A 14,693-nucleotide genomic window follows, 5' to 3' on the forward strand; every position below is an offset into this window, starting at 1 on the left:
GGATTGCAATATAAGCATATCCGCACGAAGCCATACTTCTAACTGAGCCAAAAACCTGCTAACTTGCCCGATTCGCTTAGACTTTACCCCGGCTTCTTTCGTTAACGGGGCAGTAACACCATGAAAGATATCCTCAAAAACTACCGACGCAGATTACTAAACCTCGGCTCTGGCAACAGGGCGCTGGTGCTGCTGCGCCTGTACCGGGAGCTGCACCTGGATGTAGAGGTACTGGATTTTCTGAATGGCAAACCTGCCTTTGAGGTGCTGGAGAAGCTCTTGAGCGGCAGAAAAAAGATCAGTCTGAGCCCTTACGCCGACAGCCGCCAAGCGCCTGTAGCCGCCGCAAGCCGCCGCCTGCGCTTTATAAAGCGCAAAGCCGACATGCTGTTTGAGGAGCGTGGCAGCAAGGAGTTATATGTAGGCTGGCCCTTTGTGCATGGCAAGTTCTCGGATGGCACGGCGGTGCGCTGCCCGTTGCTTTTCTTCCCGGTGCGGCTGCAGGTAAACGCGGCCCAGGAATGGGAGCTGCAACCCGACGAGGCACAGCCTCCACAATTTAACCAAAGCTTTTTGTTGGCTTACGCGCATTATATGGGCACGCCGCTGGCTGAGGAACTGCTGGAACTGGACCTGAGCACCTTGCCACAACAACCCCTGGAGTTCCGCACGCAGGTATACGAATTGCTAAAGGCACAGCAGCTAAGTATAAATGTAGGCCGCGAGTTCTTTACCGATAAATTAACGTCCTTTACCGAGTATAAAAAAGCCGATTACGAAGCCAACCTGAAGCCCGGGCAGCTATACCTTGAGCAGGAAGCCGTGCTGGGGATTTTTCCGCAGGCTGCCTCTTTTTTGCTCTCGGATTATGATGCACTGCTGGAGCAGGAGGAGCTACAGGAAATGGAGCAACTGTTCGGTACGGTTGAAACAAGTATAAACCCGGCTACGCAGGCGCAGCACACATTCTCGGCTTTTGCCATGGATGCCTCGCAGGAAGCAGCATTGCAGGCCGTAAAGCAGGGGAGATCGGTAGTGGTTCAGGGGCCTCCGGGTACGGGCAAGTCGCAGCTGATTTGCAATCTGGTGTCTGACTTTACGGCGCGCGGCAAAAAAGTGCTGGTGATAAGCCAAAAGCGCGCTGCCCTGGATGTGGTGCATCGCCGGCTCTCAAGCCAGGGGCTGGGCCCTTTTGCAGCCCTGGTGCACGACATCAACGCCGACCGCAAAGCTATTTTTAATCAGCTGCGCGAGCAGATAGAGCAGCTGGATGAGTATAAAAAACAGAACCTGGCTCTCAACAGCATCTACACCGACCGCACTTTTCTGGAGGTGAGCCGAGGTATAAACAAGCACCTGGAAAAGCTGCAAAACTTTAGAAGCGCCCTGTTCGATACGAGCCAAAGTGGCTGGTCTGCCAAGGAGCTATACTTGCGCAGCAGCCTGCACCAGCCACATATTTCGCTTAATTCATACTTTAAAAACCTTACTGCCCAAACGGTAGCTGATTATCTGCCACGCCTACGCCAATATCTGCAAAAAGCCATACCCTGGCAAAAGCCGGATTTTGTATGGCAGGAGCGGCGCAACATGCAAAGCTATACTTGGCAGCAACGGCAAGAGCTGGAGCAGCTGATAGGTGAGTTGCCCACGGCGTATGCTTCGCTTAAAAAGAGCCTTAGCGACCTGAGTGGCTATACGTTCACACTGGAAGAGCTACCAAAGTATACATCGGCATTAGAAAGTATAAGCAAGCTGCAGGAGTTGCTAGCGCAGGAAGATGTGCTCCCGGCGCTGTTGCCGTTACTGCAGCAGAAAGCAGAGCCTAAAGAATTGCAGTCTCAAGTGCTGCGATTAAAAGCGCTATACCAAGTCTTGCCGGCTCCGGATGCCGCTATCAGCGCTGAGAAGCTACCTGCCGTGAAAGCTGCATTAGCGAAATATGAAGCACAGCAGGAGCAATGGCTGCAACGTATTATATGGGCGTTCTCTCCAGAGAAACAAACCCTGAGACGTGCGCTGGCTAAGTATAAACTGACCCTGGATGAGGCGGGTGTAGGCGAGTTGCAGCGGCGCCTGGTGCTGCGCAGCCAAGCCGAAGAACTGATAAAAGGCATCAATACCAACCTGAAAGATGGCTTAAAGATAACCCAGAACCCGAGCGAAGTGCTACAGCGGCTGCAGGTAATTGAACAGGCCATACACGTACATAAACTGCTCCGGCAGCTGCATAGCCGCCAGGTGCTGCACGAGAAATTGCTGAGCGTGGTACAACTGCAGGAACACTTGCCTATGCTGGCACAACGTATAAACCATGCACAGGCGACCTATAGCTCATGGCTAAAATTACTCACCGAAACGCAAATTAACCGCCTGACACAGGATAAAGCCTATCAAGAGGCTTTACTGATAGAGTTGCCGGAAGTATTTGAGCACTTGGTTGTTTTTGATGGCTTGCTGGCAAACTTCACTGAGGCAGAACGGCAAGTGGCTGCGCTGCTACTGGAGCAAAGTATAAAAACGGCGGAAGAGGGCGAGGCACTTTTCCTTAATAGCCTGTACCTGGCCTGGCTGCACGAGCTGGAAGGGCAGCACCCGGAGTTGCGTATGCCCAGCAACGGTGAGATGGAGCGTGTAGAGCAGGAGCTGCAGCAGTTGCTTGCCCAAAAGCAGGAACTAAGCCACGAAATTGTGCTGTCGCGGTTGCGGGAGCAGGCTTATAAAGATATCGAGCTGAACCGGCTTGGCAACCCTGTTACCTATCGACGTTTGCTGGCGCAGGTTAGTAAAAAGCGCAGCTTGTATCCTTTGCGCAAACTCTTTTCTCTTTTCTCGGAGGAGATGCTGGACCTGGTGCCCTGCTGGCTGGCTTCGCCCGAAACGGTTTCGGCGGTGCTGCCGCTAGAGCGCTGCTTTGACCTGGTGATTTTCGATGAGGCCTCGCAATGCTACGCCGAAACAGGAATACCTGCCATGCTCCGTGGCCGCCAGGTGGTGGTAGCCGGCGATGCGCAGCAGCTAAAGCCATCGGACCTGTACCGCACCCGCTGGAGCGGCACGGACGGTGAGGAAGAGGTAGAAGAGCTCTCGGCCGAATCGCTGCTGGATCTGTGTGGGCTATACCTACCGCAAACCATGCTTACGCAGCATTACCGCAGCCGCTACCCGGAACTGATCGAGTTCTCGAACCGGTATTTCTACAAAAACAAGCTGGAGCTGATACCCGAACTGCAGGATGCCAACGCCCGCCAGCCGGCTATAAAGTTCATGAAAGTGCATGGCCTCTGGCAGGGTAACCAGAACCTGGCCGAGGCGCAGCGTGTGGTGGAGTTGGTGCTGCAATGCCTGCAAGCCGGGCAGGAGAACCTGGGTGTCATCACGTTTAACTATAACCAGCAAATGCTGGTGCAGGACCTGCTGGAGGAAGCCGCCCAAGCGCAGAAAATTACGCTCCCAGACTCCTTGTTGGTAAAGAATATTGAGAACATACAGGGCGATGAGAAGGATGTGGTCATACTTTCGGTGGGCTATGCGCCCGATGAAAAAGGCCGCATGGCCATGCAATTCGGCAGCCTGAACCAAGCCGGCGGCGAAAACCGATTGAATGTAGCCATTACTCGCGCCAAACAGCAGATGGTGGTTGTCAGCAGCATCCGGGCGGAGCAGCTGCAGGTAGAAAACACGCTGCACGCAGGCCCTAAACTGCTGAAAGATTTCTTGCATTATGCCCAACAGGTAAGCCGGCGTTACTTCGAGTATCAGCCTAAAAAGCACAGCTTGCCTAGCCAGGTGCCGTTGCTTAAAGACCGACTTGCCCAGCAAGTGCCACAGCTGAAAGAGGAAGTACCCTTCGCTGACCTGACACAAGTGGTAAAAGGCGCTTTTGAAGGCGTTATACTTACAGACGATAACCTGTACTTTAGTGCGCTTTCGGTGCGCCACTCGCATGCAGATATCCCGCAACTGCTGCAACAGCGCCACTGGCCCTACACCCGCATCTACAGCCGCCAGTTCTGGGAACAACCGGAGAAAGTGTTGGGGGGAGTTAAAATGTTAGAAAGTTAAAAGGTTAGAAAGTTTTTCCAATTTGTACCTTGCACTTGCCCTTATCGGTGCGTAATGTATAGCTTTATCATACTTTTTAACTCCAAGAATAATTTTACCGACTTTCTAACTTCCAAACATTCTAACCTTCTAACTTCTTTAACTCCGAAACTCTCTAACTGCTTTGCTTTACAAGATCTTCACCGTGTATGTATACCTTCAGGCGCTGTTCTGTGGCTGTGGGGCTGATAGGCGTGCGGGTGGTTTCGAGAGGCCGGAGATGAAGTATAAACTGAGGAAAGTAGCGCAGTTGGATGAGCGGGTGCAGGAAAGCTCCGGCCTGGCGCACGCCCCCGATAGTACCTTTTGGACGCACGGCGATGGAGGGACAGCTGCAGCGCTTCACCGCGTTGGCCTGAACGGAGACCTACTGGAGACACAGCCTTTGCCACTTACAAACCACGACTGGGAAGAGCTAGCCGAGAGCAATGAGAACCTATACATCGGGGACTTTGGCAACAACCTGAACACACGGCAAGACCTACGCATCTACATACTTCGTAAGCCTAAGCTAAGCGTTGCGGATACCATCGCTTTTACTTTTGAGGACCAAACCGCCTTCCCGCCGGCTAAAGAAAATCTAAACTTCGACCTGGAGGCCTTCTTTTACCACCAGGATTCGCTCTACCTGTTCTCTAAAAGCCGTGACAGGCAGAAGCAGATCAAGCTATACACGCTACCGGCTGCGGGCGGGAGTTATGTGGCAAAGCTGCAGGAAAGCCTGCCGGCCAGCGCCATGGCAACAGCTGCAGCGATAGCACCGGGAGGCAGGCAGTTCGCCATACTTGGCTACGGCAAAGTATATTTCTTTGAAGTAACCGAGGGGCGCATCAGCCTGATGGGCAAGCGTTACTGCCTACCTGTTGGCAAAACCGGTCAGGCCGAAGCCATACTTTATACTTCCCCAAACCAGCTCCTCCTCACCAACGAGAATGGCAAGGTATTTATACTTAGTCCACGCCGGAAAAAGTAGTTACAGGTTAGCCAGAAGCCCGCTTAACGGCCGTTCGTCAACAATTAGCCATCAACAATATTAAAACCGCCGTACTAGAGAGTATACACTCAAGAAAACAAATTATGCACACAACCATATTAGTAACAGGCGCCACAGGTACGGTGGGCCGCGAAGTAGTAAAACAACTGTCGATGCTGGATGGCGACATTCGGGTGCGTGCCGGCGTGCACTCCCTGATTAAAGGCGAAAACCTGAAACGTTTGCCCGATGTGGAGATCGTAGAGATAGATTTTGAAGAGCCGGAGTCGTTGCACGCAGCCTTTACGCACGCCGACAAAGTATGTATGATCGTGCCGTTTGCCGATGACCAAGTGCAAATGGCGAAAACCCTGATCGATGAAGCTAAAAAAGCAGGCGTAAAGCACATTGTAAGCTTATCGGCAATGGGCGCCGATGCCGAGCATGGCATACTTATGGGCCGCATGCACCGCGAGGTGGAGGAATATATCAAACAGAGCGGCATCAGCTATACTTTTCTGAGGCCTTCATCCTTTATGCAAAACTACATCGATTACAGCGCTGAAAGTATAAAGAAGGAAGGCCGCTTCTATATGCCTACCGGCGATGGGAAAGTAAGTTATGTAGATGCCCGTGATATTGCGGCAGTTGGCGTGGAAGCGCTCACCAGCGCTGGGCACGAAGGCAAAGCATACGAGATTACCGGGCCGGAAGCTTTATCAAATTACGAGGTGGCGCAGCTGTTGAGTGAGGTAACAGGCAAACAGATTGAGTTTGAGGATGTGCCTGAGCCTGCCGCTAAAAAAGCTATGGCAGAAGAAGGCATGCCGGAATGGATGGCCGATGCGTTGCTGGAACTGTATAAAGTATACAAAGCAGGCCATGCCGCGAAGCTAACGAGCACGGTTCAGGAAGTAACCGGCAGAAAGCCCCACACCATGCGCCAGTTCCTGGAAGACCATAAAGACTGCTTTATGTAAAGATTACTTTATCACCTTTTTTATGTGCCATAAAAAAGGCCTCCCAGATAGCTGGGAGGCCTTTTTAGTTAAAAATATACTTTAGATTTAGTCGATATCACGGTAGCGGTTGCTGCGGCGCGATTTAAACTGCTGATCCTGATGCTGCTGGCTATCGTCTCTATCGCTGTAGCCTCGGTAGTTCTCACGAGAGCTAGAGCCGCGGTTATCGCCATAGTATGATGTGCTGCTGTCCATGGAACCGTAACGGCTTTGATCGCCACCGTAGCCGCCCTGGCCATAGCCACCAGCACCGTAACCGCTTTGGCCGTATCGGCCAGAGAAATCACTGCCTTGGTTTGAGCTTCCGGAGCCATAACCGTAACCACCACTCATGCCGCGGTTATAGTTGCTGTCGCCGTAGCCGCCTCTATCAGCGTTTCTGCCGGATGACCCGTGGCCTCCTGAGCTGTAATTTTGGCTATAATCGCTGCCTTGTGAGCCGTATCTGCCGGAGCGGTCAGAACGATCGGAGCGATACTCATCGTTATAAGAACCACCTCTGGAGCCATATCCGCCCTGGCTACCGTAGCCGCCTTGCATAGAGCTTTGCGAATCCCAACCTCGTTGTGAGCCACGGTTGTCTCTGTCATATTCGCTCATGCCCCTGCTAGAGCCATAGCCCATAGAGCCGTAGCGGTCTCTGTCGCCGTAACCCTGCTGGCCATAATTGCTTTGTCCGGAGTTAGAGCTATGCTGGCCGGAGCTATAACCACCTTGGTAGCCTGTTGCGCGTTGGCCGTAGTCTCCTTGTCCGTAGCTTTGCTGATAGCCGCCCTGTGAAGAAGAGCCGCTGCCATACCCACCACCTCTTGATGAGCCATAGCCGCCCTGGCTGCTATACTCTTGCGAGGCGGAACCATAGTTGCTTTGTGAACCATAATTCCCTTGCCCGCCGTAGCCGCCCATGCTTCCGCGCTGGTTGTAGCGCCCCATGCCGCCTTGGTCGTTCATGACGCCATAGCCGCCCTGCATGTCGCCTTCACGGTCTTGGTAGCCGCCTTGCATGCCGCCGCGGTGGCCATACATCTCGTTAGAGTACTGGTCCTGGGAGCGAACGCGGTTGCCTTCCATACCACCCTGGTTGCCATAGTTATAGCCGCCTTGCGAACCATATCCACTCTGCTGAGAGCCGTAGCCACTTTGCTGCGAACCATAACCACTTTGGTGTGAGCCATACCCACGGTTCATATCATCGTTGCGTTGCGATGAGCCATAGCCGCTCTGATAGCCACCGCTTTGCTGCTGGCCTTCATAACCCCCTGATCTGTTTGAGCCATATCCAAAGCCGCTTTGGCTGCTATACTCCTGCCTGTCTTGGTCAGAGCCTTCGAAGCCCTGCGACGAACCACTGGTCATGGAACCATAATTGCCATACTCCGAAAGGTTTTGATTTCTGTTGCTAGAGCTGTCGGAACTACCTGTGCTTGAGCTGCTCTTCTTGTTAGAAGATGAGGTAGTGTCATCTGTAGATTTGGCTGATTTCTTGGATGAAGAGCCTGCCTTCACTTTTGTTGTTGATGATTTTGACGTAGAGCCAGTAGTTTTGCTTCCGCTTGAAGTGCTGCTCTTTGGCGTAGTGCCTGATGAGGTAGAGGAAGACGAGCTGCTTGGGCTTGTAGAGCTGCTGCTATTACTGTCTGTGCCTATACTTGTACTGCCAGATATATTGCTAGATGAGGATGATGTCGGGTTAGTGCTGCTCGATGAGCTGCTGGACAGGTTAGATGACTGCCCTTGGTTTTGATTCTTTTCAGTGTCTTTCATAGTTTTGATCTCCTTAGTTTATAGTTGACGTTTATTAAGTTTGTTGTGCCCCCGGTTATACTTTATCACAGGCTAGTGGGGCCTTGCTGCAAGTCTATGATTTTTAGTTGCCGTTACGCCTTAAGATTTTGTGATAATGGCCCTTTTTAGGTGTAACAGAACGTTTTAGCTATACGAACCACATCGCACATGGTTATTGCTATATTAAAGTGTATCCCTGAACCCGGAGCAGCTTGGAGCCGCGTAAAACATGGATACTTAGCACTTGCCAAAGGCAGGGTTAAATTGTGAGGAAACAAGGGATAAAATTGTTAAAGTTGTGGCTAAGTACTTGATGGTGTTTTTGTTATTAATTTTGTGGGATGTTGGTTACTAATCCGAAAGTTATACTTACCTTTGCCGCATATTAATTATTTATTACAATGAAGACAGGTAAAGTAAAATTCTTTAACGTATCAAAAGGTTTCGGTTTCATCGTGGAAGATGACACTAATCAAGACATCTTCGTGCATCAGTCAGGTCTGATCCACGAAATCCGTGAGAACGACCGTGTTTCTTTCGAGGTTAAAGATGGTAAAAAAGGTTTGAACGCTATCAACGTAGAGAGAATCTAGGTTAAAGCTATCAATAGCCGCAAGGCATTGTTAAGAAGACTTTTACCCGCTCAGGCAACTGAGCGGGTTTTTTGTTTGCTAGAATTTGGGTTATTGGTTCTGGTGTTTCTCTTGGTTTTTCTTCTCTCCTTTCTCAAGGCCTTCCTCAATCAACTCGTTGGTTTCTTGCTTGTCTTCCTGGTCGGCGTGCGGGTGCGCTTGCTCTTCTTCGCGCTGCGGCTCATAGCTAAGCGTAATAGCGATAGGAAAGTGGTCTGAGCCAAATTTCTCCAGCCTGCGCAAGCTTACAAGCCTGAACTCCTGATCATAAAAAACGTGGTCTAACGGATATCGGAAAACAGGAATCTTAGCATTGTATGTATTATAAAACCCACGGCCCACGCGAGGATCGATCATACTGCTTATTTCCTTGAACAGCTTTGTAGTTCTGGACCAAGCCACATCGTTCAGGTCGCCGGCTACGATAGAAGGGTAAGGGGCTTTCTTTGCTTGCTTTGCCACTAGCAGCAACTCTGCCTCGCGTGTTTCGGTGTTCAGCATTAGTCGTGGCGGTTGTGGGTGCACGGTAAACAGGCAAATCTTATTGCCGCTCGGTAACTCCACTACCGTGTAGAAAGAAGGTATGCCATCTTCTACCAAGTATCGGATCTCGCTGTCGTGCAGCTTGTTTTTACTCCAGAACAACATGCCATAGGTGTTCTCTAGCGGTTTCTTTATAGAGTATGGGTAGCGCTCATCCAGCACCTTGCATACATTGTCGTGCCAGGCCTGGTTAGGCTCATTCATAATCAGCATGTCGGGGTTCTCATGTAATACCCGCTCCAGAAACTTGTCATACTTGTCGTTAACCATGCGCACATTGGCTATCATCAATGTAAAGGCATTAGCCGGATTTTTATCTTTATTGCGCAGCGCCTCCACCTTTTTGAGCGGTGTAAAGTTGATGATGTACCGGAGTTCATTAAGTATGGCAATTGCCCAAACCGTTACCATGGCATATTCCCCGAGGCTTGCAGCGCCATAAAATATAAGGTAAGCCGCCAGAACAATTGTGAGCAGAACGGCTACATGCAGTCTGGGGAAGTCGAGTACCCTGATCCACCAGAGCGGTGATGAAATAAGCGGCAGAAAAGAAAATAAGGTTAAAATAAAACCTAATATTATTAATGTGTTCTCCATGTAGTTGTGGGTGCTTAATGGGGTGGATGCTTCTGCATACTCTTACATTCAGGCAATAGTTGCTTACGTTACTTTGTACGTGTTAATGTCGATCCAGATGAACTTATACTTAGCCTAAAAAAAATCTCCCTGCCAATTCTAATATCAAGAACTGACAGGGAGATTTTGTCTTACTGCTATATGCCCTTACGCTTACTCTTTAGGGGATGCTTTGGCAACACGCACGCCAACTGCCAGAATATGTGGAAGTGGGTCACGGCGCATGTATTGGGTAAGCTTTAAGGAGTACTTGCCTTGCTTACTGAACTTTACATTATCAAGGGCAAGCGCCTGCAAGTCATAAATATCGCTGGATCCATTGCCTAAGGGCTTGCCCGTTTTAGCATCCATTAGCAACACCTCATGCAATTTTGCAGAGATCTGTGTGCTATCGGGGGCAAGCAATTGATGGCGCATATACAGGTTATAAAAATCATACTGCAGGTTGTAGCGCACATTAAAGTATATATCATAAACCTGCGTTGTATCCTGTATCTCAAACTCAAATACGGGCGCATTGTCAATCTGCCAGCTTCCTTCAGGCAAATCGATGTTTTGTTCGTATACCCTGGCAGGGTCGCAAGAGGTGAGCAGCAACAGCAATGCTGCTGCCCAAATTGCAAAATACTTACGCATCGGTACGCGGCGGTTTATTTCCTTGATCCGGTTTCTTGCCTCTGAAAGGCTTGCGCGAGCGCTTTTTAGGGCGCTGTTGCTCTCCGCCTGATGGTGCGCTGCCCTCTGGTGTAGCTGCTGTATTTGCAGGCTGGTTTGCTCTTGGCGGTCTTGGCTCACGCTTTTCACGGCGCTCTCTTGGCTCGCGCGCTTCGCGAGGCTCACGGCTTTGCTTTTCGTCGCGGCCTTCCTGGTTCCTACTTTTATTACGAGGAGGGCGCTGCCTGCGAGGCCGTTGCTCTTGCTCTCCGTCTTTGGCCTGCGCTGGGCGTTCTGGTCTCTCTCTTCTGGCCTGCGGTGCCTCAGACGCTTGCTCTGGTTGCTGCGTTTCGGCAGTGCCTGCTGGTCTTTTCTTCTTCTTTTTCTTCTTCTTTTTGTTCTTGAACTTATCGTCTAGTCGTTCGAGGCTGCCCTCTACCTGCGCAACAAATTCATTTTGTTTCGGCTCTTCCAAAGCTTCCGGCAGCAGCATATCCACAGCAATGCCTTTGGCATTTTGCTCTAGTATCTCTTGCACGCGCTCCACAGGTACTGGGTACCAGTTATTGTCGCCTTTATAGCCGAACCACATCATGCGCTTAAAGATATCCGTTTTCTGAAGTATGGCGTCGCCTTGCTGTGTTTGCAGCGGGCGGTTAACGGTAGGGATATCCTTGAGGGCCTCCATATACGTTTCCAACTCATAGTTCAGGCAGCACTTCAGGCGCCCGCACTGGCCGCTGAGTTTGCTTGGATTAAGCGAGAGGTTTTGGTAACGTGCCGCCGTAGTAGAAACGCTTTTAAAATCGGTGAGCCAGGTAGAGCAGCAAAGTTCACGGCCACACGAGCCGATGCCGCCTAAGCGGCCAGCCTCATGGCGCAAACTGATCTGGCGCATCTCAATACGAATCTTAAACTCTTCGGCCAGCTTCTTGATCAGGTCACGGAAGTCAACGCGGTCATCGGCAGAATAAAAGAAAGTTGCTTTGCTCTTATCGGCCTGGTACTCCACATCGGAGAGCTTCATTTTAAGCCCAAGCATCTGGATGATCTCACGGCTGCGGTACATGGTAGTGCCTTCCTGGTCGCGGGCCTCGTTAAACTTCTCCATATCGCGCTCGGTGGCAATGCGGTAGATACTGCGGATCTCCTCGTTGTTATCCACTTTCTTCTTCAGCATCTGCAGGCGCACAAGCTCCCCTTTCAACGATACAAAGCCAATATGGTGGCCGTTGGGCACGTCCACTACCACGGCATCGCCAGTGGTAAGGTCTAAACGGTTTATGTTGCGGAAGAAATCTTTTCGTCCGCCTTTAAATCTTACTTCAATAATATCGAACTCCTCAAACGATGTAGGTATTTCCATATCGCTGAGCCAGTCGAACACATTTAAACGGTTACAGCCTCCTGTGCTGCAACCGCCGTTGCTTTTGCAGCCGCTTACGCCGGTGCTGCATCCGCCACTAGAACATGAACTACATCCCACAGTTTAATCTCCTTATATAGCTATCTAATTCTTGTTTTCGAATTTCGTTAATTAACAAATATACTAAATTTTTAGGCTTTTGCTTTTGCAGCCCCTAAAAGTACAAATATGCTTTTTTCTGCATGCTTACATTGGCAACTGAGCAAAGCCAAGTATAAAGCCTTAAGCGAAATAATTGCTGACTTGCGGCAGGCTTAGAATTAAAGTATAATTTTGGGGGATGCTTCGGAAATTACTGTCTCATGCGGCAATTTATGCACTGGCAGCGCAAATCCCACGCGTTGCAGGCATCCTTGCCTTACCCATCATTACGCCTCACCTGACCTCAGCCGATTATGGCGTGGCCGGGGTAGTTACGGCGTATGTGTCAGCGCTAGGCGTAGTGCAGTCGCTGGGGTTGAGCGTGGTAATGGCAAACGCCTTTGTGAAATACCCTACAAGGTATAAATGGGTGTGGCGGCAGATAGGCGGGATCGTCACCCTGTGGTCGGTTATCTATGGCTTTCTCTTAGGTTTTGCGCTCTACTATATACTGCCTGAGGAGGCTTTTGGCAACCGCTGGACTATCATACTGTTAAACCTTGTACCTGCGCTTTTCTTCAATCATACCACCTTCCAAGGTGGGTTTTTATATTATCTTAAGCAAAAGCCTTTTCCGGTAGCGCTTCACACCTTTATTATCGGGGCTATATTAGTAGTGCTTAATGTATACTTTATAGCCTTCATGAATTTAGGCTACATGGGTTGGTTTTACTCGAGCTTTATTGGAGCCGCCTTAAGTTTTGCCTACTATTTGTATCCAATATACTTTATAGAAGGCTTATGGCCTATTTTTCTTTTCAAGAAGCGTCGTGTCTCAGCGCTGCTTAAGGTCGGGTTACCCGCAATACCCCATCATGTTTCATATATTTTGCTTGATGCCTCAGACAAGATAGTGATGGATGCGGTTAGAGTACCTATAAGGAACATCGGCGCATACAATATAGCCTCTAGCTTTGGATTATACTTTTCCGCAGCAGCTCAGGCTATTGTATATTCTGCAAGTCCCTTATACCTTAAGTTGTATGCTAAGGAAGAGGGGCTTGTAAGAAATATGGAAGTGCGCTCGTTAACGCACATTTTACAGCTGTTATTCCTTGCTGCAACTTCGGTTTTAAGCCTGTGGATGAAGGAGATTTTTGAGCTCCTCATTAAAAATGATACGCTGCAGCAGGCATATCCCTTAGCAATAATTATTTTGATGGGGTACAATTATATACCTATGCATCTAGCGGCTGTGCAATGGCTATCATTTAACCAAAAAACACAAAATTTATGGAAGATTTCGCTCGTTGCTAGTATAGGGAATATTGTTTTAAACTTGATTTTTGTACCAGTGTTTGGAGTTAAGGCTGCTGCATACAGCACTTTTTTAACTTTAATGTATATGGGGTACAGTGGATTCTATCTAAAAAGCTTTCGACAGGAAAACTCTGTCCCGTTTTATCCCTTAACGTGGTTGGCTATAACGGTTCTGTTGCTAATAGTAGTTTATTTTTTTGTAGAGTTCTCTGTTAACATGAAGCTGCTTGTTACGCTGCTGATAGGAACTACATATGCTTTCATCTCTTGGTTTATGGTAAAGCAATTAAAATATTAATTACTATTTGGTTGCATACACTCCTCATACATACTTAAAAGTTTGGGTGCCACTGCTTGGGTAGAGAACCTTCTTAAAAAGTCATTTCTGATTTCAGCGCTATCATAACATCCATAGCGATCCACTAAGTGCTTTATAGCTCTAGCCAAATCTCTACTATCGTTTTTATCAGACAACAGGCCATTTTGCTTTGTTACTGTGGTTTCAGGACCACCACACTTGGTCGAAATAATTGGTTTCCCGCATGCAATGGCCTCAACATATACAATCCCCATAGATTCGTATTGGCTTGGCAACACAAACGCATCACAATTTTGAAACTCTGAAAGAACACTATCACGATTAATATCACCTAGCCAGAGAATGTTGTTTTCTATTCCTAGCTGCTCTGTGAGATCTTTGCAATATGCCGAAAAAGGACCTTCTCCGCCTATTCTAAATTCTATATCATATCCATCATCAATAACTGCCTTTGCTGCCTGAATCAGTATTTCTGTGCCTTTATTAGGTGCTATATAGGAGAGTGAGAAAAACGTGAATTTTCTGTTAGGCTTGACTTTATAATCGGAAGGTTTAAAAACACTTTCATTTATGAAGTTTGGAATCACGCGGGTATTTATACCTACTCGTTTCATGAGGCTAGCCTGATAGGGGCTTACAGCTATGTTTGCAGCGGCATACTTATAAACCTGTTTATACACTTTATTTAAGTTACCTTGTTTAGCTAGTATTTCAGGAAATGGGAATGGTCCCATATGCTCTGTTATGCAATATGGGACATCTCTTTTGTTGGAAATTTCCATGGCAATACGGCCAGCCGGGAAAGCAGCATGAGCATGAATAACATCCACAGGGCCATATTCTGCCTCGAAAGCAGTAAGGTTATTTAAATTTGCTTTTATAACATTCTTGATGTTTCCGGCTTTTATTTTCTTTGACCATGTAAAAGTGGGTTTGCAGTAAACTTTTAGATTAGGCAGCAGCTGGTAAGCGTAAGAAAAGGTACTTGAAGTGATGACTTTTTTTAGGTTTTTGAAATGGTCTTTAGACCATAAAAGATATCTTTCATCTTGTTGCGCCCAATTACTAATGCCAATATTTACTTCTGGGTAATATTTACAAAACGCTTCTGTTTGTTCTTTAATCATTACGCCACTAACAGGGTGGTCATCTGAAGGAAACCAGGAAGGGATGATAAAGATATTCATAGGGTGTGCCG

The 14,693-nt window shown here is 48.7% G+C and carries 11 protein-coding genes; 6 read left to right on the forward strand and 5 right to left on the reverse strand.

Translation table 11 applies throughout. The annotated features are described in order from the left end of the window. Window positions 1-120 precede the first annotated feature (120 nt). The 3 genes from D1627_RS13705 to D1627_RS13715 all read left to right on the forward strand — a co-directional run bounded on the left by D1627_RS13705 (window position 121) and on the right by D1627_RS13715 (window position 6,057). Window positions 121-4,065, forward strand: coding sequence for an AAA domain-containing protein (locus D1627_RS13705; protein WP_119432818.1), 3,945 nt, complete (start codon window positions 121-123; stop codon window positions 4,063-4,065). Between the two features lie 163 nt (window positions 4,066-4,228). Next, window positions 4,229-5,077 carry a hypothetical protein gene (locus tag D1627_RS13710; RefSeq protein ID WP_119432819.1) on the forward strand — a complete coding sequence of 283 codons (849 nt, stop codon included), beginning with the start codon at window positions 4,229-4,231 and terminating at the stop codon, window positions 5,075-5,077. A gap of 104 nt (window positions 5,078-5,181) precedes the next feature. Beyond that, window positions 5,182-6,057 carry an SDR family oxidoreductase gene (locus D1627_RS13715; protein WP_119432820.1) on the forward strand — a complete coding sequence of 292 codons (876 nt, stop codon included), beginning with the start codon at window positions 5,182-5,184 and terminating at the stop codon, window positions 6,055-6,057. An 87-nt stretch (window positions 6,058-6,144) separates the two neighbouring features. Here D1627_RS13715 and D1627_RS13720 read toward each other — a convergent pair whose 3' ends face one another. Beyond that, window positions 6,145-7,455, reverse strand: coding sequence for a hypothetical protein (locus tag D1627_RS13720; RefSeq protein WP_233555632.1), 1,311 nt, complete (start codon window positions 7,453-7,455; stop codon window positions 6,145-6,147). Between the two features lie 64 nt (window positions 7,456-7,519). Here D1627_RS13720 and D1627_RS13725 point away from each other — a divergent pair, with 64 nt between their 5' ends. Together D1627_RS13725 and D1627_RS13730 are read left to right on the forward strand one after the other, a co-directional pair. After that, a complete protein-coding gene (locus D1627_RS13725) occupies window positions 7,520-7,843 on the forward strand; it encodes a hypothetical protein (RefSeq protein ID WP_147383308.1) in 324 nt (107 codons plus the stop codon). 442 nt (window positions 7,844-8,285) lie between these two features. Beyond that, window positions 8,286-8,477 (forward strand): cold-shock protein, encoded by a 192-nt coding sequence (locus D1627_RS13730; protein WP_025609190.1) that lies wholly within the window; start codon window positions 8,286-8,288, stop codon window positions 8,475-8,477. 90 nt (window positions 8,478-8,567) lie between these two features. Here the strand turns inward: D1627_RS13730 and D1627_RS13735 are convergent, their stop codons facing one another. The 3 genes from D1627_RS13735 to D1627_RS13745 all read right to left on the reverse strand — a co-directional run bounded on the left by D1627_RS13735 (window position 8,568) and on the right by D1627_RS13745 (window position 11,715). Further along, on the reverse strand, window positions 8,568-9,656 hold the full coding sequence (locus D1627_RS13735; protein ID WP_119432822.1) for an endonuclease/exonuclease/phosphatase family protein: 1,089 nt from the start codon (window positions 9,654-9,656) through the stop codon (window positions 8,568-8,570). 192 nt (window positions 9,657-9,848) lie between these two features. Continuing rightward, window positions 9,849-10,331: a gliding motility lipoprotein GldH gene (locus tag D1627_RS13740; RefSeq protein ID WP_119432823.1), complete on the reverse strand. Its 483-nt coding sequence runs from the start codon at window positions 10,329-10,331 to the stop codon at window positions 9,849-9,851. Beyond that, the gene (locus tag D1627_RS13745) at window positions 10,324-11,715 is read right to left on the reverse strand and encodes a PSP1 domain-containing protein (protein WP_199688443.1); all 1,392 of its coding nucleotides are present in this window, start codon (window positions 11,713-11,715) and stop codon (window positions 10,324-10,326) included. The genes D1627_RS13740 and D1627_RS13745 overlap by 8 nt, the downstream gene beginning before the upstream one ends. Window positions 11,716-12,055: 340 nt before the next feature. Between D1627_RS13745 and D1627_RS13750 the strand changes: the two genes are divergently transcribed. Beyond that, complete coding sequence (locus tag D1627_RS13750; RefSeq protein WP_119432825.1) at window positions 12,056-13,474, forward strand: lipopolysaccharide biosynthesis protein; 1,419 nt, start codon at window positions 12,056-12,058, stop codon at window positions 13,472-13,474. Here D1627_RS13750 and D1627_RS13755 read toward each other — a convergent pair. Then, window positions 13,471-14,682, reverse strand: a complete 1,212-nt coding sequence (locus D1627_RS13755) for a glycosyltransferase (protein WP_158607188.1) — start codon at window positions 14,680-14,682, stop codon at window positions 13,471-13,473. The two genes, D1627_RS13750 and D1627_RS13755, sit on opposite strands and share 4 nt — an antisense overlap. Between the last annotated feature and the right edge of the window lie 11 nt (window positions 14,683-14,693).

It is taken from the genome of Pontibacter oryzae (genome assembly GCF_003576375.1).
GTDB lineage: Bacteria > Bacteroidota > Bacteroidia > Cytophagales > Hymenobacteraceae > Pontibacter > Pontibacter oryzae.